The following is a 20,149-nucleotide window of genomic DNA, read 5'->3' as shown; positions in this document are numbered from 1 at the left end:
ATGTCCAGACTCGAATTGAAGAACGTGCGCAAGACCTACGGCGCACAACCGGTGGTCGACGACCTGAGCCTGCAGCTCGAACGCGGCGAACTCGTCACGCTGCTCGGCCCCTCGGGCTGCGGCAAGACGACGACGCTGCGCATGATCGCGGGCTTCGTCGACCTGAGCGGCGGCTCGATCGCCGTGGACGGCCTGCAGATCTCGGGCACCGGCCGCACGCTGCCGCCCGAGCAGCGCGGCATGTCGATGATCTTCCAGAGCTATGCGATCTGGCCGAACATGACGGTGGCCGAGAACGTCGCCTTCGGGCTCGATGTGCGCCGCGTGCCGGCGGCCGAGAACAAGCGCCGCGTGGCCGAGATGCTCGACGTGGTGAAGCTCGGCGCGCTCGCGCAGCGCTACCCGGCCGAGCTGTCGGGCGGCCAGCAGCAGCGCGTGGCGCTGGCGCGCGCGATGGTCGTGCGGCCGGAGGTGCTGCTGCTCGACGAGCCGCTGTCGAACCTCGACGCCAACCTGCGCGAGGAGATGGCCGGCGAAATCCGCCGGCTGCACGACGAGTTCCACTTCACGACCGTCTACGTCACGCACGACCAGACCGAGGCGATGACCATCTCGGACCGCATCGCCGTGCTCAACCTCGGCCGGCTCGAACAGATCGACACGCCGTGGAACCTCTACAACCGGCCGCGCACGCAGTTCGTCGCGAGTTTCATCGGGCAGACCAACCTGGTGGAAGGCCATGTGCACGACGGCCGCATCCGGTTGCGCGGCTTCGACGGCGCGCTGCCGGTCGAAGGCCGGACGGATGGACGTGCGGCCCCGCCGGTCGACGGCATGCGCATCTCGATCCGCCCGCAGTCGATGTTCCTCGGCGCCCAGAGCAACGGTGCGTTGCCGATGGGAACGGTGTCGGTGCTCTCGCGCACCTACCTCGGCGAGTACTGGGACTACGTGGTGCGTTCCACGGCCGGCGGCGACGCGCTCAAGGTGCACGCACCGCCGTCGAGCGTGCTCGACGTGGGCCACGAGTCGCTGCTGTCGATCGATCCGCGCGGCGTCGCACTCGTGAGCTGATGAGCTGATGAGCTGATGCACTGAACAACAACATGGAGAAGACATCGATGCGTCGAGACCCACCTGAACTGAATCGCCGCCGCCTGCTGGGCGCCACGGCCGCGACGGGCGCGCTGTGGTTCACGCCGGGCGCGCGCGCCATGACGGAGAGCGAGATCTTTCCCGTCGTCGAGACCGCCAACGGCCGCCTGCGCGGGCTGATGTCGGGCGGCATCGCGGCGTTCAAGGGCGTGCACTACGGCGCCGACACCGCGGGCGCCAACCGCTTCATGCCGCCCGCGCCGGTCGCGCGCTGGGCCGGCGTGCGCGACGCCACGGCCTACGGCAACTACGCACCGCAGATGCCGGCCGACCGCCGTCGCGCCTATGCCGACCTGATCATGTACGACCTGCAGCCCGGCGGCATGGGCGAGGACTGCCTGGTGATGAACATCTGGACGCCGTCCGTGTCGCCGTCGGGCACGGCCAGGCGGCCGGTGATGGTGCACCTGCACGGCGGCGGCTACTACGCGGGCTCGGGCAACTCGCCGCAGTTCGACGGCGAGATGCTCGCGCGCTTCGGCGATGCGGTGGTGGTCACGCTCAACCACCGCCTCGGTGCCTTCGGCTTCCTCGACCTGTCGGCGCTGGCGGGTACGCCCGCCGCGCAGTCCGGCGCGGCCGGCATGCTCGACATCGTGGCGGCGCTCGGCTGGATCCGCGAGAACATCGCGGCCTTCGGCGGCGACCCGTCGCGCGTGCTGGTGTTCGGGCAGTCCGGCGGCGGACTCAAGACCAGCGTGCTGATGGCCATGCCTTCGGCGCGTGGGCTGTTCCATCGCGCGGGCGTGATGAGCGGTTCGGCCCTGCGCGTGACGACGCAGGCCGATGCGCACCAGGCCGCCAGCGAGTTCGTCGCCCTGCTCGGTCTCGGCAAGGACCCGCTGCGCCAGTTGCAGGCGCTGCCCATGCAGACGCTGCTGGCCGCGCAGGTCACGCTGGAGGACGCCGACCGCGCCAAGGGCGAGGCGCCTCGCTCGTTCTCGCCCGTGCTGGACGGCACCGCCATCGCGCGCCATCCGTTCGACCCCGACGCGCCCGCGGTCTCGGCCGACGTGCCGATGATCGTGAGCACCGTGCTCGACGAGCGCGCCTACCGCATGGTCAATTTCGATCTCGACGAGGCGGGCCTGCGGCGCTTCGTGGAATCCCGCGCGGGCGGCGATGCCGGCCAGGTGATCGCGATGTACCGCGACGAAGACCCGTCCGCATCGCCCTACGTGCTGCAGGCACGCATCGACACCGACATGACCTTCCGCCGGGTGGCCCACGTGCAGGCTGCGCGCAAGGCAGCGGCCAGCGCGGCGGGCGCGGCCCCCGCGTATGCCTATCTCTGGAAGATTCCGAGTCCGGCCTATGGCGCACGCTACGGCGCGCCGCACGGCACCGACATCGGGCCGAGCCTGCACGACATCCGCCATGGCCTGAACGGCCCGAGCGCGGAGAGCCTGCGGCTGGCCGACCAGCTGGCCGGCGCGTGGGTCGCCTTCGCCGCCACCGGCGACCCGAACAGCGCACGCACACCGCGCTGGCCCGCCTACACGGTGGCGCAGCGCGGCACGCTCGTCTTCGAAGGCGACAGCAGCCGCACGCAGTCGCAGGACGACCCGCGCAAGGCCTTCCGCACCTACTGGGCCGCGCGCTGACGCCCGCCGGCTGCCCACCGCCATCACCGATCACTGAAGACCCATGACCATGTCCGACATCCATCCTGCGCCGCTCGCTTCCTTCAAGGTCCTGGACCTGACCATCGCCCGTGCCGGCCCGACCGCGGTGCGCCTGCTGGCGGACTGGGGCGCCGACGTGACGCGCGTCGAACCACCCGCGAAGAAGGACCGCGGCTCCGTCACCGGCCGCCGCCGCGGCTCCGACGAACAGAACCTGCACCGCAACAAGCGCAGCCTGTGCCTCGACCTCAAGACGCCGCGAGGCGCGGCCGTGCTGCGGCGGCTCATCGAACGCAGCGACGTGGTGGCCGAGAACTTCCGCTCCGACGTGAAGGCGCGCCTCGGCCTGACCTACGCGCAGTTGAAGGAGATCAACCCCCGCATCATCCTGGCCAGCATCTCGGGCTTCGGCCAGGACGGCCCGTACAGCGACCGGCCGGGCGTCGACCAGATCGTGCAGGGCATGTCCGGCCTGAGCTCGGTCACCGGCGAGCCGGGCCGCGGCGCGGTGCGCACCGGCATCGCCATTTCCGACACCACCGCCGGCATGTTCCTCGGCCAGGGCATCCTGCTGGCGCTGCTGCACCGCGAGCGCACCGGCGAAGGCCAGTGGGTCCACACCTCGCTGATCGAGGGCATGCTCAACAAGCTCGACTTCCAGGGCGCGCGCTACACGGTGGCGGGCGAGGTCCCGGTGCAGGAAGGCAACGCGCATCCGACGCAGGTGCCGATGAGCACCTTCGACGCCAGCGATGGCCAGGTCAACATCTGCGCCAGCACGCAGTACATGTGGGCCGGCTTCTGCGAGGCGCTCGATGCACCGGCACTGCATGCCAACGCCGACTACGCCACCTTCGAGGCGCGCGTGGCCAACCGCCGCGCGCTCGACGCCGAGGTCAACGCGGTCACGCGGCGCTTCACGGTCGCCGAGCTGGTGGCCCGGCTCAACCCGGCGGGCGTGCCGTGCGGGCCTGTCTACGACATCGGCCAGGCCTTCGAGGACCCCCAGGTCCGGCACCTGCGCATGACGCGCCCGGCACGGCATCCGGTGCTCGGCGACGTGAACCTGATCCGCTCGCCGATCAACCTGTCGGCCTTCCCGCATCCCGCGTACTTCCACCACGCGGCGCCCGACCCCGGCGAACAGACCGATGCGCTGCTCGAAGAGCTGGGCTACGGCGCCGACGACATCGCCGCGATGAAGCGCGAAGGAGCGGTCGAATGAGCGCCGCCCGGCCAACCGAAGCAGGCGTGCGCAGCTTGCCGCTGGGCACCACGAAGATCATCGCGACCGTCGAGGACGGCATCGGCTGGATCACCTTCAACCATCCCGAGCGGCGCAATGCGATGTCGCTCGAGATGTGGACCGGCCTGGGCGATGCGATCGAGGCCTTCGAGGCCGATGCGACGGTCCGCGTGGTCGTGATGCGCGGCGCCGGCGGCAAGGCCTTCGTGTCCGGCGCGGACATCTCGGAGTTCGACGAACACCGCGCCAACGCGCAGCAGAAGCAGCGCTACGGCGAGATCGCGGCGCGTGCGCACCATGGCCTGGCGCGCTGCGGCAAGCCGTTGATCGCGATGATCGAGGGCTTCTGCATCGGCGGCGGGCTGGCGCTCGCGCTCAGCGCGGACCTGCGCTTTGCCACGCCCGATTCGCGCTTCGGCATTCCGGCGGCGAAGCTCGGCCTGGGCTACGAGTACGAAGGGCTGGCCGCACTCGCACGGCTGGTCGGGCCATCCGCCGCGAAGGACCTGATGTTCAGTGCCCGCTTCGTGGACACCGGCGAGGCGCTGCGCATCGGCCTGGTCAACGCCACGGAGGACGCCGCCGCACTCGAAGCCCACGTGCGCGCGTACGCGGCCCAGGTCGCGCGCAATGCGCCGCTCACCGTGCGCGCCGCCAAGGCGGCGGTGCGGCTGTTCGAGCGCTACAGCGCGGCCGACGACGCCGAGGTCGCAACCATGGTCGACCGCTGCTTCGACAGCGAGGACTACCGCGAAGGCCGCACCGCCTTCCTCGAGAAACGCACGCCGATGTTCCAGGGACGATGACCATGCAGACACCCGAACTCACCGTGGCGGGCGCCGTCGCCACCATCACCCTGCGCCGGCCCGACCAGGCCAACCGGCTCACGCCGGAAGACCTGGCCACGCTGGCCGGCCAGATCGCCGAGATCAACGCCATGCCCGAGGTGCTGGTGCTGCAGCTGCGCGGCCGCGGCAAGTACTTCTGCAGCGGCTACGACATCACGCAGATCGGCGATGCGCGCGCCGTGAGGTTCGAGAGCGTGGTCGACGCGTTCGAAGAGGCGCGGCCGGTCACGATCGCGGTGCTGCACGGCAGCGTGTACGGCGGTGCCACCGACTTCGCGCTGGCCTGCGACTTCAGGCTCGGCGGGCCGTGCATCGACATGTTCATGCCCGCCGCGCGGCTCGGCCTGCACTTCTACCGCCGCGGCCTGGAACGCTACGTGAGCCGGCTCGGCCTGGACAACGCGAAGCGCCTGTTCCTCACGGCCGAGCGCATCGGCGCGCAGGAGATGAAGGCGATCGGCTTTCTCACGCAACTGGTGGAGGCCGACGGACTCGACGCGGCGGTCGAACGACTGAGCGCGACCTGCGCCGCGATGGCACCGATCGCCATGCTGGGCATGAAGCGCCACCTGAACCGCATCGCGCGCGGCACGCTCGACGCGGCCGACCTCCAGGCCGACATGGCGCGCGCCGCGGCATCGAGCGACATCCGCGAAGGCCAGGCGGCATGGGCCGCGAAGCGGGCGCCACAATTCACCGGTCGCTAGCCCTGTCGGAACCCCCATGAAACCAGCACCCATCGACGTCTATTCCTGGCCCACGCCCAACGGCCACAAGGTCCACCTGATGCTGGAGGAATGCGGCCTGCCGTACCGGCTGCATCCGGTGAACATCGGCAAGGGCGACCAGTTCGCGCCGGACTTCCTCGCGATCAGCCCGAACAACAAGATCCCGGCGATCACCGACCCCGACGGGCCGGACGGCCAGCCGATCTCGCTGTTCGAGTCCGGCGCGATCCTGCTGTACCTGGCCGGCAAGACCGGCCGCTTTCTGCCGGCGTCCGACCGCGACCGCTTCACCGTGCTGCAGTGGCTGATGTTCCAGGTCGGCGGCGTCGGGCCGATGCTCGGCCAGGCGCACCACTTCCGCCTGTACGCGGCCGAGAAGATCCCGTATGCGATCGATCGCTATTCGAACGAGGCGAAGCGGCTGTATGGCGTGATAGACCGCCAGCTCGGCACGAAGCGCTGGATTGCGGGCGACGACTACACGGTGGCCGACATGGCGATCTTTCCGTGGCTGCGCAACTGGCAGGGCCAGGGCATCCAGCTCGACGACTTCCCCGCACTCAAGCGCTGGTTCGAGACCATCGCCGAACGCCCGGCCACGCAGCGCGCCGTCAAGCTCATGGCCGATCTGCGCAAGCCGGTGCACGACGCAAGCGAGCGCGAGGTGCTGTTCGGCAAGACGCAATACCAGGCGCGCTGAGGCTGGCGCGCGAACCGCAGCGCGCTCAGGCCGCCGCGCCGGCGTCAGCGTGCATCTCGAACACCAGGCCGCGCAGCCACTGGTTGGCCGGGTCCTTGTGGTACTTGGCGTGCCAGAACAGGTTGATGGCGATCGGTGGCAGCTTCACCGGATGCGCGACGTGGCGCAGGCCGAAGGGTTCGGCCATGCGCTCGGCCAGCCGCTCCGGCACGGTGGCCAGCAGGTCGGTCGACTGCAGGATGTGGCCGATCGCCACGAAGTGCGGCACCTTCAGCCTGACCCTGCGCTGCGGCGAATGCTTGTCGAGAATCTCGTCGACCTGCCCGTGGCCGGTGCCGGCCGAGACGATGGCCACGTGGTCGGCTGAAAAGAAGTCGGCGCTCGACAGCTTCTTCTTGTCGAGCGCATGTCCGCTGCGGAACATGCACACGTACTTCTGCATGAACAGCCGCCGCTGGAAGAAGCCGCCCTTCAGCTGCGGCAGCAGTCCGATGGCCAGGTCGACGTGGCCGGCTTCCATCGCGTCCTTCAGGTTCACGGCGGTGTTGCGCACCGTGCTGATCGACACCGAGGGCGCGACCTCCTGGATGCGCTGCATGAGCCGCGGCAGGAAGTAGATCTCGCCGATGTCGGTCATGCCGATCGAGAAGCTGCGCCGGCTGCTGGGCGGATCGAAGGAACTGCGCGCGTTGACCGCGCCGTGGATCATGCCGAGCGCATAGCCGATCGACTCCGCCAGCTGGTCCGCGAAGGGCGTGGGCTGCATGCCGTTCGAGGTGCGCAGGAACAGCTCGTCGCCGAAGAGCTTGCGCAGCCGCGCGAGCGCATTGCTCACGGCCGGCTGGCCGAGGCCGAGGTTTTCCGCGACCTTCGACACCTTGCGCTCGGTGAGCAGCTGGTTGAAGACGACCAGCAGGTTCAGGTCGATGTCCTTCAGCTCCATGCATGCCGCCGATGACTATTGATCTCAGTGATGTAGAGCATTGACATCATTGTATTGACTGATTTTCACCATCCTTCGACCATCGGTCCCGTCGCCATCGCACTGCCCGCATCGGCAAGCGGTGTTCCCCACGAGAGACAAGAAGACGAAAAAGAAGATGGAAATCCATGTGCGACCCCTGCAGCGCACGCTCAGCGTTGCGGCCGGCGTCAACCTGCTCGATGCCTTGCGGGCCAACGACATCCCGGTGTCGTACAGCTGCCTCGCGGGGCGCTGCGGCACCTGCCGCTGCAAGGTGATGGCCAGCCACGCACCGGCCGCCGAGGGTGAAGACGTCCTCGCCTGCCAGACCTATCTCACCGAGTCCTGCACCATCGAGATACCCGAGCCGGACGAGGTCGTCGTGCATCCGGCGCGGATCATCAAGGCCACGGTGCTCGCCATCGAGGACCAGACCCACGACATCAAGCGCCTTCGCCTGAAGCCGGCCAAGCCGATCGCCTTCTCGCCGGGCCAGTACGCGCAACTGCAGTTCACGCCCGAGCACATCCGCCCGTATTCGATGGCCGGCCTGGCCGGCGACGACGAACTGGAGTTCCATGTGCGCCTGGTGCCCGAGGGCCGCGTGACCGGCTACGTCGCCGGCACGCTGAAGGTGGGCGACGCGGTGCGCGTGACCGGCCCGCTCGGCTCGGCGTACCTGCGGCGCCGCCACGAAGGGCCGATGCTCTGCGTGGCCGGCGGCACCGGGCTTGCGCCGATCCTGTCGATCATCCGCGGCGTGATCGCCGAGCGCATGACGAACCCGATCCACCTGTACTTCGGCGTGCGCTCGGAACGCGACATCTACGGCCGCGACTGGCTGGCCGAACTGCAGCGCCAGCACCCGCAGCTGCATGTGCACGTGATCGTGGCCTCGGGCCGATCGGGCATGGCCGCCGACGCGCGACAGGGCCTGGTGACGGAGGCGATCGCGCACGACTGGCCGCGGCTCGACGGCTTTCGCGCCTACCTGTGCGGCGCGCCGCCGATGGTCGAAGCGACCACGCTGCTGATACGCCGGATGGGCGTCCATGCCGAGCAGATCTACGCCGACGCCTTCTACGCGAGCGGCACCTGAGGACAACAGAAGAGAGCAAGGAAACGAACGATGAGCAACCCCGCGACCACCTTTCCCGTCCACCTGCAGTGGGAGTCCGACGGCACCAGCCGGATTCCCTTCATGGCGTACACCGACGTCGAGCAACACAGGAAGGAGCTGGAGCGCTTCTTCTATACCGGGCACTGGAACTATGTCGGCCTGGAAGCCGAGATCCCCGAGCCCGGCGACTTCAAGCGCACCGTGGTCGGCGAGCGCTCGGTGCTGCTGGTGCGCGATGCCGACGGCGGCATCGGCGTGGTCGAGAACGTCTGTGCCCATCGCGGCATGCAGTTCTGCCGCGAGCGCCATGGCAACAAGAAGGACTTCGTCTGCCCGTACCACCAGTGGAGCTACGCGCTGAACGGCGACCTGCAGGGCGTGCCCTTCCGCCGCGGCGTGAAGCAGGACGGCAAGGTCAACGGCGGCATGCCGGCCGACTTCAAGACGGCCGACCACGGGCTCAACAAGCTGAAGGTCGCGGTGCGCGGCGGCGTGGTGTTCGCGAGCTTCGACCACGAGGTCGAAGCGCTGGAGGACTTCTTCGGGCCGGAGATCCTGCATTACTTCGACCGGCTCTTCGACGGCCGCAAGCTGAAGATCCTCGGCTACAACCGACAGCGCATTCCGGGCAACTGGAAGCTGATGCAGGAGAACATCAAGGACCCCTACCACCCTGGCCTGCTGCACACCTGGTTCGTGACCTTCGGGCTCTGGCGTGCCGACAACAAGAGCGAACTGAAGATGGACGCGAGGCACCGCCACGCGGCCATGATCTCGACGCGCGGCCAGTCGGGCAAGGCCGACCAGGTGACGCAGGTGTCGAGCTTCAAGGAAAGCATGGCGCTGCACGACCCGCGCTTTCTCGACATCGTGCCCGAGGCCTGGTGGAAAGGACCGACCGCGGTGCTGATGACGCTGTTCCCGAGCGTGATCCTTCAGCAGCAGGTCAACAGCGTGTCGACCCGGCACATCCAGCCCGATGGCCATGGCGCGTTCGACTTCGTGTGGACGCACTTCGGCTTCGAGGACGACACCGAGGAGATGACGCAGCGCCGGCTGCGCCAGGCCAACCTGTTCGGCCCGGCCGGCTTCGTGTCGGCCGACGACGGCGAGGTCATCGAGTTCTCGCAGCAGGGCTTCGAGCAGAAGCCCTATCACCGCACGCTGGCCGAACTCGGCGGGCGCGAGGTGGGCGACACCGACCACATGGTGACGGAGACGCTGATCCGCGGCATGTACGAATACTGGCGCGAAGTGATGGAGAAATGAGATGAACGACATGGCCGAGACAACCAGGATGAAAGCAACCGCGCCGCAGGTCGGCTTCGAGGACTATTTCGCGATCACGCGGCTGTACGCCGACTACGCCCAGGCCGTGGATTCGGGCAACTGGGACCTGTGGCCCGAGTTCTTCACCGAGGACTGCATCTACAAGCTGATCCCGCGCGAGAACCACGAGCGCGGCTTTCCGCTGGCCACGCTGTTCTTCGAGAGCAAGGGCATGCTGAAGGACCGCGTCTACGGCATCCAGGAGACGCTGTTCCACGACCCGTACTACCAGCGCCACGTGGTCGGCGCGCCGCTGATCCACAGCGCCGGCACCGACCGCTTCGAGACCGAGGCCAACTACGCGGTGTTCCGCACCAAGCTGTCGAAGGCGTCGACGGTGTTCAACGTCGGCCGCTACATCGACACCATCGTGCGCACGCCCGAAGGCCTGAAGTTCGCGTCGCGCCTGTGCGTGTTCGACAGCGAAATGATCCCGAACTCCATCATCTATCCGATCTGATCCCATGAGCGAAACCCAATGGACCGAGGCCGCCGGGGAAGACGGCGTGCCCGATGACGACGTGATCGGCGTGCAGGTCGCGGGCCGCGACATCGCGCTGTACAAGGTCGACGGCAGCGTCTTCGCCACCGACAACACCTGCACGCACGGCCATGCCCGCCTGTGCGACGGCTTTCTCGACGGCTACGAGATCGAGTGCCCGCTGCACCAGGGCAAGTTCGACGTGCGCGACGGCCGCGGCACCTGCGCGCCGATCACGGCCGACGTGCGCAGCTACCCGGTGCGCGTGGAAGGCGGCCGCGTGTTCCTGCAGCTCGGCGACGCCTAGCCGGCACGGGCCGGTTCATTCGCCGGAACGGGCCTTGCGCCTCGTCTTCCGGGCCGCGGGTGCGCCCTGGGCCGGGGCTTCTGCCGGCACCGCAGCCGCAGCGGTGTCGGCACTCGGCATCGCCGACGTGTCGTCGGCGATCGCCAGGATGATCTCGACCAGGCGCGCACGCTGCTCGGTCGAGAACGGCGACAGCTTCAGCATCTCCATGAACCACAGGCCTTCGGTGGCCGCGTGCACCAGCGCGGCGCGATCGAAGCCCGAATCCTTCGCGATCTCGGGGAAGCGCTGCTTCCAGTAGGCCCGGATGGGATCGGCGGACTCCTTCAGCATCGAACCGGCGGCGAGCAGCTTGGTGGTGATCTTGTCGTTGTCTCCGCTGTTGTAGACCGAGGCCAGCACATAGGCCTTCAACGCGCGGTTCGGCGAGTCGGGCAGGCGCGCCGCTTCGGCATGGCGCGCATCCGCCAGCCTCCGCGCAATGGCTTCGTTCGCAGCGGTGAGCAACTCCTCCTTGAAGGGAAAGTGATACAGCAGGCCGCCCTTGCTGACACCGGCCCGCTCCGCCACGGCATCGAGCGTCAGCGCGGGCGCACCGACCTCCTGCACCAGCGCAAGCGCAGCGTCGAGGATCTTGTCTCTCGCGCTGGGCCGTCCGCGCTTTGGCTTGTTGTTCTCGCTCTCCATCGGCTTGCTCCAAGGTTCTCAGGGGTTTACTTCGGAAATAGTTTACCGTACAGTCCAGACGGTACAGTAATTCAGTTGTTTCAGAGAGCGAGCCCCGTGAATCGATGGTCATTGAACTCCCTGCGCGGCCGACGGCCGCTGCCACGGCACCCCTGCACACGGAGGCACGCCCATGTTTGACTGGACCGTGATCGCCCGCAGTCGCGAGGACCTGCTCAACGGCTTCACCCTGACGGTGATGCTCGCGTGCCTGGCCGGCGCGATCAGCCTCGTCGGCGGCCTGCTGCTGTGCGCGGCGCGGCTCAAGGCACGCGGGCCCGTCGCCTGGGTGCTGACGGCCTATGTCGAGCTGATGCGCAACACGCCGCTGCTCATCACGCTGTATCTCATCTACTTCGGGCTGCCGATGGTGGGTTTCCAGATTCCCACCTTCACCTGCGTCGTCGTGGTGCTGGTCATGCAGCACAGCGTGTTCGTGTCGGAAGTGCTGCGCGGCGGGTTCCTGTCGGTTCCGCTCGCGCAGATCGAAGCGGGCCGCGCGCTCGGCATGCGGCCACTCGCGATCTTCCGCATCGTGCAGTTCCCGCAGGCCTGGTCGGCATCGGTGCCGGCGTTGATGTCGGTGCTGGTGCTGCTGATCCACGACACGTCGCTGGGCGCCGCCATTTCGCTGGTCGACCTGACGATGGCCGCCAAGGTGATCTCGCAACGCACCGCGGCCAGCTTCGAGCCCTTCGTCGCCATCGCGGTCTGCTATTCGATCCTGTCCTGGCTGCTGAGCCGCGCGGGCGGCTTCTTCGAGCGCCGCAGCGGCATCGCGAGGTAACGACGCCATGGAACTGACTCTTCTCGCAAAGGCTGCGCCGCTGCTCCTGCAGGCACTCGGCCAGACCCTGATCCTCGCGCTGGTGACGACCCTGCTCGCCCTGGTGCTCGGCTTCCTGATCGCCGAGGCCAGCATCGTCGGCGGCCGTGCGGTGGCCTTCGTGCTGCGCTGCGTCATCGAAGGCATCCGCGGCATTCCGCTGCTGGTGTTCGTCTTCCTCATCTACTACCTGCTGCCCAGGCTCGGCATCTTCATCGACACCTTCTATTCGGGCTGCGTGGCCTTGGCGCTGTTCTTCGCCACCTATGTCGCGGAGATCCTGCGCGGCGCGTTCCGCACGATCCCCAAGGTGCAGACCGAAGCCGGCAAGGCGCTCGGCATGGGCCACTGGAAGATCCAGATCGTCGTGCTGCTGCCCCAGGCCCTGCGCATCGCGCTGCCGGCGCTGATGAACCTCGCGGCCATCGTGATCAAGGCGACCTCCGTGGTCTCGATCATCGGCGTGTGGGAACTCACGCTCGCCACCAACGAGGCCGTGATGCGCACGCTGGCGCCCTTCACCTTCTTCATCGCCGCGCTCGCCATGTACTTCGTCCTTTGCTACGGCACCGTGCGATGCGCCGCCCTGCTCTCGAAGCGCCTGAACAGATCCCAACGGTCCTGACTCATTCACTCCACACCATGATCTCCGTTCGCAACCTTTCCAAGTCCTTCGGCGCCAACGCCGTGCTGAAGGACCTGTCCTTCGACGTCGCCAAGGGCAAGACCGCCGTCCTGCTCGGCAAGAGCGGATCGGGCAAGAGCACCATGCTGCGCTGCCTGAACCTGCTCGAGCACTGGGACAGCGGCGACGTCGAGATCGACGGCGCCGCGCTGGGCCGCGCCAGGACGCCCAATGGCGACTGGCGGCGCTGGAACTCGCGCGAGGAGGCCGAGGCGCGCCAGCGTATCGGCATGGTCTTCCAGCAGTTCAACCTGTTCCCCCACATGACCGTGCTGCAGAACGTCATGTGCGGCCCGAAGCGCATCCTCGGCAAGGACGAGGCCAGCTCGAAGAAGATCGCCCTCGAACTGCTCGACCAGGTCGGCCTGGTGGAAAAGCAGAGCGCCTACCCCGGCTTCCTGTCGGGCGGCCAACAGCAGCGCGTGGCCATCGCGCGCGCACTCGCGATGGAGCCCACGGTGCTGCTGCTCGACGAGATCACGTCGGCGCTCGACCCCGAACTCGTGGGCGAAGTGCTGGAGGTGGTGCGCGACCTGAAGCGCCGGGGGCTGACCATGGTCTGCGTGACGCACGAGATCCATTTCGCCGAGGACGTGGCCGACCAGGTCATCTTCATGGAGGAAGGCCTGGTCGTCGAGGAAGGCGCGCCCGAGGACATCCTGGCCAACCCGCGCACCGAGCGCCTGCGCAAGTTCCTCACACGCTTCCACGCCCAGAACCGCAGCAGCCGCGCACCGGCCTGAGACCGGCCGAGCCGACAGATCACCCTTCCTTCCGTTCCATCGACCAACCAAGGTTCATCATGAAGTTCCACGTATTTCGTCAATGGCTCGCCATCGCAGCCACCGTGCTGGCGGCCTGCGTCGCGCCGGCCGCCCATGCCGACAAGCTCCAGGACATCCTGAAGCGCGGCTATCTGATCGTGGGCACTACCAGCTCCACACCGCCCTTCGGTTTCAAGGACGACAAGGGCGAGCTGCAGGGCTTCGACATCGACATGAGCCGGCTCGTGGCCAAGGCGCTGTTCGGCGACCCGACCAAGATCAAGTTCGAGCTGTTGACCAACGAGGCGCGCTGGCCCGCGCTGCAGAACGACCAGGTCGACATGGTGGCGCAGTTCGCCACCATCTCGCCGTCGCGGCTGGTGCGCGTCGCCTTCACGCCGCGCTACTTCGACACCGGCATGACGGCCGCCGTGCTGAAGGATTCGAAGATCAAGACGCTGGCCGACCTCAACGACCCGAGCATCACCTTCGCCACGCTGACCGTGCCGGAGCAGATCGACCTGGCCAAGCGCATGGCGCCCAAGGCACAGATCGTGAGCTTCAGCAGCGTGGACCAGCAGGCGCTGGCGCTGCGCTCCGGCCGCGCGCAGGCCTTCCTGGTCGATCTGCCGATCGGCATGTGGTACGGCGCCACCAACGCCGAGATGAAGGTCATCCCCGAGGTGTTCGGCGGCTTCCAGAACTACGGCATCGCCTACAAGATGGGCGAGCTGCCGTGGAGCCAGTTCCTTGATGGCTTCGTCACCGACCTGACGACCGGCTACTCGTACATCGAGTACACGGCCATCTACAAGAAGTACTTCAAGATCGCGCCGCCGCCGCAGCGCAGCTACAAGATCCAGACCGCGAGCTGATCGCCTCAGGCGACCGGCCCGCGGCCGGCGCGTTCCCCTGGCTGCATCCGCGATGCCGCTTCACTCCCCTCTCCCGGAATCCACATGAACAATGTCGCGACACGCGTCGGCGATCACCTGGGCGCGATCGACACGCCCGCACTCATCCTCGAGCTCGATGCCTTCGAGCGGAACATGAAGAAGATGGCGGACTTCGCCCGGGCCGCGGGCATCCGCCTGCGCCCGCATGCCAAGACGCACCGCTGCGCCACCATCGCCATCCGGCAGATCGAACTGGGCGCCGTCGGCCAGTGCTGCCAGAAGGTCGGCGAGGCCGAAGCGCTGGTGCGCGGCGGCGTGCGCGACGTGCTGGTCAGCAACCAGGTGCTCGACATCCAGAAGCTGCGTCGCCTGGCGGGGCTGGCCAGGGAGGCGAGGATCTCGCTGTGCTTCGATGCCGTCGAGCAGGTGGACGCGGCCTCGCGCGCCGCGCAGGAATTCGGCGTCGAGCTCGGCGCACTGGTCGAGATCGACATGGGCATGTGGCGCTGCGGCGTGCCGCCCGGCGAACCGGCTGCCGTGCTGGCGCGGCACATCGCCGATGCGCCGGGGCTGCGCTTCGACGGACTGCAGGCCTACGAAGGCAAGGCGCAGCACCTGAAGACCCACGAGGAACGCGCCGAAGCCATCCGAGTGGCATCGGACGCGGTGCAGCGCAGCATCGACGCCATCCGCCAGGCCGGGCTCGAATGTCAGGTGATCGGCGGTGGCGGTACCGGCACCTTCATGTTCGAAGGCGCGTCGAAGCTGTGGACCGAACTGCAATGCGGCTCCTACGTCTTCATGGATGGCGAATACGCGGCCATCGAAGGGAGCGACGGCAAGCCGTATGCCGAATTCGAGCACAGCCTGTTCGTGCTGTCGGAGGTGATGAGCACCGCGGGCAAGGGCCGCGTCATCGCCGATGCCGGGCTCAAGTCGTACACGCTGGAAAAGGGCCTGCCGACCATCGAAGGCCATCCCGAGGCGCGACTGGTGGCCGCATCGGACGAGCACGGCACGATCGCCCTGCTCGCGCCGGACGCCCGGATTGCGCTGGGCACCAAGCTCAAGCTGATCCCCTCGCATTGCGACCCGACGGTGAACCTGCATGACGCCTACGTCTGCGTCCGCAACGGGCGCGTCGAAGCCATCTGGCCCATCTCCGCGCGTGGCGCGAGCAATTGAACAGGCGCATATCCATGGAATTTCTCGACTACCCCGACACCCTGCTGCTGATCGACGGCGTCTGGCGCGCGTCCGCCGACGGCCAGGTCATGCCGGTGCTCAACCCGGCCACCGGCCGCACGATCGGCCAGGTCGCCTGTGCCAGCCCCAACGACCTGGAACAGGCGGCGCTGGCCGCACGCAAGGGCTTCGAACTCTGGCGCGCCGTGCCCGCCGTGCAGCGGGCCATCGTCATGCGCAAGGCGGCTTCGCTGCTGCGCGAGCGTGCCGTGTCGATCGCCAGGGTGCTCACGGCCGAGCAGGGCAAGCCGCTGTCCGAAGCGACGATGGAGGTGCATTCGTCGGCCGACATCATCGACTGGTTCGCCGACGAGGGCATGCGGGTGTACGGGCGCATCGTGCCGCCGCGCAACCCCGCGATGCAGCAGCTGGTGACGAAGGAGCCGGTCGGCCCGGTCGCTGCGTTCACGCCCTGGAACTACCCGATGAACCAGGTCGTGCGCAAGCTGGCGGCGGCGCTGGCATGCGGCTGTTCGCTGCTGGTGAAGGCACCGGAAGAAACGCCGGCGTCGCCGGCGGCCCTGCTGCGCGCCTTCGTCGATGCCGGCGTGCCGGCCGGCACGGTCGGCCTGGTGTTCGGCGACCCGGCGAGGATCTCCGAATTCCTGATCGCCCACCCGCTGATCCGCAAGATCACCTTCACCGGATCGACCACCGTCGGCAAGCAGTTGGCGGCACTCGCGGGGCAGCACATGAAGCGCGCCAGCATGGAACTCGGCGGCCACGCGCCCGTGATCGTCGCGAGCGATGCCGACGTGGTGCTCGCGACGCGCTTCCTGGCGGGCACCAAGTTCCACAACGCCGGCCAGGCCTGCATATCGCCCACGCGCTTCCTCGTGCACAACAGCCTGCGCAAGACCTTCGAAGGCGCCATGGTGGGCTATGCAAGAAGCCTCAAGCCCGGCGACGGGCTGGCCGAAGGCACGACGCTCGGGCCGCTGGCCAACGCGCGCCGCGTGTCGGCCATGGAGCGCATCGTCGAGGACGCATTGCGCTGCGGCTCCACCCTGGCCACCGGCGGACAACGGCTCGGCACGGAAGGCAACTTCTTCGAACCCACGGTGCTGACCGACGTGCCGCTGACGGCGGACGTCTTCAACAACGAACCGTTCGGCCCCATCGCGGCGATCCGCGGCTTCGACGATCTCGACGAGGCCATCGCCGAAGCGAACCGGCTGCCCTATGGCCTCGGCGCCTATGCGTTCACGCGATCGATCGCCAACGCGCGCCGGATCTCGCAGGGACTCGAGGCGGGCATGGTGTGGATCAACCAGCCGCCCACGCCGTTTCCGGAAATGCCCTTCGGCGGCGTGAAGGACTCGGGCTACGGCTCCGAAGGCGGACCCGAAGCGATGGAAGCCTTCCTGTCGACGAAGACCATCTCCATGATGGCGTGAGCCGGGCGGGCTTCGCGAACCCAACGGAACCCGCGAATGCCCGCCCCCTCGCCATCACATCGATCAGCTCGCGCCGGGGATCTTGTAGCTGCGCTGCGGCGGCGGATCCATCTTGAAGTACTTCTTGTAGATGGCCGAGTACTCGATGTACGAATAGCCCGTCGTCAGGTCGGTGACGAAGCCATCGAGGAACTGCTTCCAGCGCAGCTCGCCGAGCTTGTAGACCAGGCCGTAGTTCTGGTAGCCGCCGTAGACCTCGGGCACGACCTTCAGGTCGGGGTTGGTGGCGGCGTACCACATGCCGATCGGCAGGTCGACGAACAGCGCCTGCACGCGGCCGGAACGCAGTGCCAGCGACTGCTGGTCGACCGAGCCGAAGCTCGACACCGTCGCCTTCGGCGCCATGCGCTTGACCAGGTCGATCTGCTCGGGAACCGTCAGCGTCGCGATGGTCACGGCCGGATTGTTCAGGTCGGCCAGCGCCTTGATCTTCGAATCGCTCTTGACGACGACGGTGATGCCGGTGTCGAAGTAGCGCGGCGTGAAGCCGACGCGCACCAGCCGCGACGGCGTGATGGTGGCCGAATGCGCGAGCAGGTCGACCTGGTCGTTCTGCAGCGCGGGCCAGCGGGTGTCGTTGCTGACGAGCTCGAACTTGATCTTGTTCGGGTCGCCGAACAGCGCCTTGGCGATGAGCCGGCTCATGTCGACGTCGAAGCCCTTGAGCTCGCCCGTCTCGTCCTTCCATCCGAAGGGCGGCGTGGCGCTGGTCGTGCCGACGATCAGGTAGCCGCGCTTGAGCACGTCGTCCAGCTTGTCGGCGTGGGCGAGCAAGGGTATCGCGCCGGTGAGCACGATGGCGAACGCGCCGACGGCGCTGTGTAGTTGCATGAATCTCATGGAGGAACTTCAAGTGGGGAATCGGAGAATGAATTGTTCGATCCATCGCCTGCGCCGTCTCTTTCGATCGTGCGGTGCGGTGCGACGGCTTTCGCAATCGTGCGCGGGTGCACGGCCGTGACGCAGCCGCTGGCCGCGCCTGGCGCCGCGCACCGGGTGCCATCGGCGTCGCCGCACGTGCGGCTGTCGATCCTGAACATCGCGGGCGCCGAGTACGCGGTGGCGCCCATGGAAAGCCTGCGCATCTGCCTCAACATCGGGCCGGCGTTCAGCACCGAGACGGACGGCCCGGGCGCGAACGGCGCCGTGCTCTGCCGCCAGAACGATCTGCTGATCACGCCGCCGGACCTCGCGCTGCGGCACAGGCATGCGCCCGCGCACATCGCGGGCGTCCCGCGCGTGCCGCCGACCGCAAGGCTCGTCGTGTTCGTGATTTCGCTGGAGTTGCTGGCCGCCTGCTGCGCCGAGCGCGGCATCCGCAGCCGCGACCTGCTGATGGCGCACCAGGCGATTCCGCCCAACGGCGCGCTGCTGTCGCTGGCGCAGGCGCTGCTGGCGGACCTGGGCGACGGCAGCCCCGATGGCGCGGGAGAAACGGAGTTCCTGGCGAAGGCCTTGCTGGCACGCATCGCCAGGCAGCTGAGCGCATCGCCACAGCCAGCCGCCGAGCCCGACGCCGTGGCCGCCGTTCAATGCCACATCGAGGCGAACCTGGCGTCGCCTCTGCTGCTCGCGGACCTGGCCGCGATCGCCGGCATGAGCCAGTTCCATTTCTGCCGGGTGTTCCGCGATGCGATGGGCAAGTCGCCGCACCAGTACATCCTGCACGCCCGCGTGCAGCAGGCATGCCGGCTGCTGTGCACCATCGAACGGCCTGGCGCCAGCGAGAGGAGCATCCTCGATGTGGCGCTGGCCTGCGGCTTCGGCTCGTCGAGCCATTTCGCGACACAGTTCAAGCGCCATATGGGGCAGTCGCCGCTGCAGTGGCGCGCCGGCCATCGCTGACGACGCCATGCCGGCCGCGCACTCAGCGCAGGCTGCACAGGGCGGCCGCCAAGGCCTCGAGCTCCGCCGGCGTGTTGAAGTAGTGCGGCGATGCGCGCAGCACCGTCGGCAGGTGCCGGGCCAGGTGATCGAGCAGCGCACTCGACGGCTTCGAATGGCTGACATTGATGCCGGCGCGCAGCAGTTGCAGGTTGACTGCGGCGGCGTCGTGCGAGCGTACCGAGAACGACACGATCGCGGACAGCTCGCGCCCGGCATCGTGCAGCTCGACGCCCGGAACATCGCCCAGCAACTCGCGCAGCGTCGCGGCCAGCGCACGGCAGCGCACTTCGGCCTCTTGCAGCCCGACTGCGAGCGCATAGTCGACCGCGGTGCCCAGCCCGAGGCGTGCCGCGTAGTTGTTCTCCCAGCTTTCGAAGCGGCGCGCATCGGGGCGCAGTTCGTACCGGTCGGGCGCCACCCACACCGCGCCGAAGTGGTCGATCATCGGCGGCTCCAGCGTGAGGAGCAGCGGCTTGCGCACATAGAGAAAGCCGGTGCCGCGCGGGCCGCGCAGGAACTTGCGCCCGGTCGCCGACAGCATGTCGCAGCCGAGCCGCTCGACATCGATCGGTGTCTGTCCGACGGCCTGGCAGGCGTCGAGCAGATAGGGAATGCCGTGCGCGCGCGCGATCCGGCCGACCTCCTCCGCGGGATTGACGAGGCCGCTGTTGGTCGGCATCCAGGTGATGGCGATCAGCCGCACCCGGGCGTCGATCATGCATTCGAGCGCAACGGGGTCGAGCACGCCGTCCGCATCGTCGGGAATGACGTCGATCGTCACGCCCGTCCGCTTCGCCACCTGGAGAAACGCGACGTAGTTGGCCGCATATTCCGCACGCGCCGTGAGTATCCGGTCGCCCGCCTTGAAGCCGAGCGCATAGAAGGCCATCTGCCAGGCCACGGTCGCGTTCTCGGTCAGCGCGATCTCCGACGGCGAGGCGCCGATCAGCCGGGCCACGCTGCCGTAGACAGCGTCCAGCTCGGCCGATGCCTCGTAGGCCGCTTCGTAGCCGCCGATGTCCGCCTCGCGCTGCAGGTGGGCGACCATCCTGTCGAGCACCGGGCGTGGCATCAAGCCCGCACCGGCGTTGTTGAGATGGACGCGGTGCGCGACGCCCGGCGTGTCGGCGCGCAGCCTGTGCAGGTCGAAGGGCATGTGC

The 20,149-nt window shown here is 68.1% G+C and carries 21 protein-coding genes; 17 read left to right on the top strand and 4 right to left on the bottom strand.

What is annotated here, in order from left to right; genetic code table 11:
• The 6 genes from AC07PZ_RS17600 to AC07PZ_RS17575 are packed head-to-tail and all read left to right on the top strand — an operon-like array spanning position 1 to position 6,302.
• Positions 1–1,074 carry an ABC transporter ATP-binding protein gene (locus AC07PZ_RS17600; protein ID WP_495296408.1) on the top strand — a complete coding sequence of 358 codons (1,074 nt, stop codon included), beginning with the start codon at positions 1–3 and terminating at the stop codon, positions 1,072–1,074.
• 47 nt (positions 1,075–1,121) lie between these two features.
• Positions 1,122–2,759: a carboxylesterase/lipase family protein gene (locus AC07PZ_RS17595; protein ID WP_495296407.1), complete on the top strand. Its 1,638-nt coding sequence runs from the start codon at positions 1,122–1,124 to the stop codon at positions 2,757–2,759.
• A 49-nt stretch (positions 2,760–2,808) separates the two neighbouring features.
• Positions 2,809–4,005 carry a CaiB/BaiF CoA transferase family protein gene (locus AC07PZ_RS17590; protein WP_495296406.1) on the top strand — a complete coding sequence of 399 codons (1,197 nt, stop codon included), beginning with the start codon at positions 2,809–2,811 and terminating at the stop codon, positions 4,003–4,005.
• Complete coding sequence (locus AC07PZ_RS17585; RefSeq protein ID WP_495296405.1) at positions 4,002–4,832, top strand: enoyl-CoA hydratase; 831 nt, start codon at positions 4,002–4,004, stop codon at positions 4,830–4,832. Before AC07PZ_RS17590 ends, AC07PZ_RS17585 begins: the two co-directional genes overlap by 4 nt.
• Positions 4,833–4,834: 2 nt before the next feature.
• Complete coding sequence (locus AC07PZ_RS17580; RefSeq protein ID WP_495296404.1) at positions 4,835–5,581, top strand: enoyl-CoA hydratase/isomerase family protein; 747 nt, start codon at positions 4,835–4,837, stop codon at positions 5,579–5,581.
• A gap of 16 nt (positions 5,582–5,597) precedes the next feature.
• Positions 5,598–6,302 (top strand): glutathione binding-like protein, encoded by a 705-nt coding sequence (locus tag AC07PZ_RS17575; protein WP_495296403.1) that lies wholly within the window; start codon positions 5,598–5,600, stop codon positions 6,300–6,302.
• A gap of 25 nt (positions 6,303–6,327) precedes the next feature.
• On the opposite strand, the gene AC07PZ_RS17570 is transcribed toward AC07PZ_RS17575, so the two are convergent.
• The gene (locus tag AC07PZ_RS17570; RefSeq protein WP_495296402.1) at positions 6,328–7,245 is read right to left on the bottom strand and encodes a LysR family transcriptional regulator; all 918 of its coding nucleotides are present in this window, start codon (positions 7,243–7,245) and stop codon (positions 6,328–6,330) included.
• 157 nt (positions 7,246–7,402) lie between these two features.
• On the opposite strand from AC07PZ_RS17570, the gene AC07PZ_RS17565 reads away from it, so the two are divergent.
• The 4 genes from AC07PZ_RS17565 to AC07PZ_RS17550 are packed head-to-tail and all read left to right on the top strand — an operon-like array spanning position 7,403 to position 10,503.
• The gene (locus tag AC07PZ_RS17565) at positions 7,403–8,365 is read left to right on the top strand and encodes a 2Fe-2S iron-sulfur cluster-binding protein (protein WP_495296401.1); all 963 of its coding nucleotides are present in this window, start codon (positions 7,403–7,405) and stop codon (positions 8,363–8,365) included.
• A 30-nt stretch (positions 8,366–8,395) separates the two neighbouring features.
• Positions 8,396–9,655 (top strand): aromatic ring-hydroxylating dioxygenase subunit alpha, encoded by a 1,260-nt coding sequence (locus tag AC07PZ_RS17560; RefSeq protein ID WP_495296400.1) that lies wholly within the window; start codon positions 8,396–8,398, stop codon positions 9,653–9,655.
• 28 nt (positions 9,656–9,683) lie between these two features.
• Positions 9,684–10,175, top strand: a complete 492-nt coding sequence (locus AC07PZ_RS17555; protein ID WP_495296399.1) for an aromatic-ring-hydroxylating dioxygenase subunit beta — start codon at positions 9,684–9,686, stop codon at positions 10,173–10,175.
• A gap of 4 nt (positions 10,176–10,179) precedes the next feature.
• Complete coding sequence (locus AC07PZ_RS17550; RefSeq protein ID WP_495296398.1) at positions 10,180–10,503, top strand: non-heme iron oxygenase ferredoxin subunit; 324 nt, start codon at positions 10,180–10,182, stop codon at positions 10,501–10,503.
• 15 nt (positions 10,504–10,518) lie between these two features.
• On the opposite strand, the gene AC07PZ_RS17545 is transcribed toward AC07PZ_RS17550, so the two are convergent.
• Positions 10,519–11,190, bottom strand: a complete 672-nt coding sequence (locus AC07PZ_RS17545) for a TetR/AcrR family transcriptional regulator (protein WP_495296397.1) — start codon at positions 11,188–11,190, stop codon at positions 10,519–10,521.
• 172 nt (positions 11,191–11,362) lie between these two features.
• On the opposite strand from AC07PZ_RS17545, the gene AC07PZ_RS17540 reads away from it, so the two are divergent.
• The 6 genes from AC07PZ_RS17540 to AC07PZ_RS17515 all read left to right on the top strand — a co-directional run bounded on the left by AC07PZ_RS17540 (position 11,363) and on the right by AC07PZ_RS17515 (position 17,042).
• Positions 11,363–12,016, top strand: a complete 654-nt coding sequence (locus AC07PZ_RS17540; protein WP_495296396.1) for an amino acid ABC transporter permease — start codon at positions 11,363–11,365, stop codon at positions 12,014–12,016.
• 7 nt (positions 12,017–12,023) lie between these two features.
• The gene (locus AC07PZ_RS17535) at positions 12,024–12,680 is read left to right on the top strand and encodes an amino acid ABC transporter permease (RefSeq protein WP_495296395.1); all 657 of its coding nucleotides are present in this window, start codon (positions 12,024–12,026) and stop codon (positions 12,678–12,680) included.
• 17 nt (positions 12,681–12,697) lie between these two features.
• On the top strand, positions 12,698–13,483 hold the full coding sequence (locus AC07PZ_RS17530; RefSeq protein WP_495296394.1) for an amino acid ABC transporter ATP-binding protein: 786 nt from the start codon (positions 12,698–12,700) through the stop codon (positions 13,481–13,483).
• Positions 13,484–13,542: 59 nt separating this feature from the next.
• Positions 13,543–14,379: a transporter substrate-binding domain-containing protein gene (locus AC07PZ_RS17525; protein WP_495296393.1), complete on the top strand. Its 837-nt coding sequence runs from the start codon at positions 13,543–13,545 to the stop codon at positions 14,377–14,379.
• A gap of 84 nt (positions 14,380–14,463) precedes the next feature.
• Positions 14,464–15,585, top strand: a complete 1,122-nt coding sequence (locus AC07PZ_RS17520) for a DSD1 family PLP-dependent enzyme (protein WP_495296392.1) — start codon at positions 14,464–14,466, stop codon at positions 15,583–15,585.
• Between the two features lie 14 nt (positions 15,586–15,599).
• Positions 15,600–17,042 (top strand): NAD-dependent succinate-semialdehyde dehydrogenase, encoded by a 1,443-nt coding sequence (locus tag AC07PZ_RS17515; RefSeq protein ID WP_495296391.1) that lies wholly within the window; start codon positions 15,600–15,602, stop codon positions 17,040–17,042.
• Between the two features lie 63 nt (positions 17,043–17,105).
• Here AC07PZ_RS17515 and AC07PZ_RS17510 read toward each other — a convergent pair whose 3' ends face one another.
• Positions 17,106–17,942, bottom strand: coding sequence for a transporter substrate-binding domain-containing protein (locus AC07PZ_RS17510; protein ID WP_495296390.1), 837 nt, complete (start codon positions 17,940–17,942; stop codon positions 17,106–17,108).
• A 117-nt stretch (positions 17,943–18,059) separates the two neighbouring features.
• Between AC07PZ_RS17510 and AC07PZ_RS17505 the strand changes: the two genes are divergently transcribed.
• Positions 18,060–18,947, top strand: a complete 888-nt coding sequence (locus AC07PZ_RS17505) for a helix-turn-helix transcriptional regulator (RefSeq protein WP_495296389.1) — start codon at positions 18,060–18,062, stop codon at positions 18,945–18,947.
• 22 nt (positions 18,948–18,969) lie between these two features.
• Here AC07PZ_RS17505 and AC07PZ_RS17500 read toward each other — a convergent pair whose 3' ends face one another.
• Positions 18,970–20,145: an aminotransferase class V-fold PLP-dependent enzyme gene (locus AC07PZ_RS17500; protein WP_495296388.1), complete on the bottom strand. Its 1,176-nt coding sequence runs from the start codon at positions 20,143–20,145 to the stop codon at positions 18,970–18,972.
• Positions 20,146–20,149 lie beyond the last annotated feature (4 nt).

It is taken from the genome of Variovorax sp. GW821-FHT10B04 (assembly GCF_059415645.1).
This window is presented reverse-complemented; position numbering and strand designations above follow the sequence as displayed.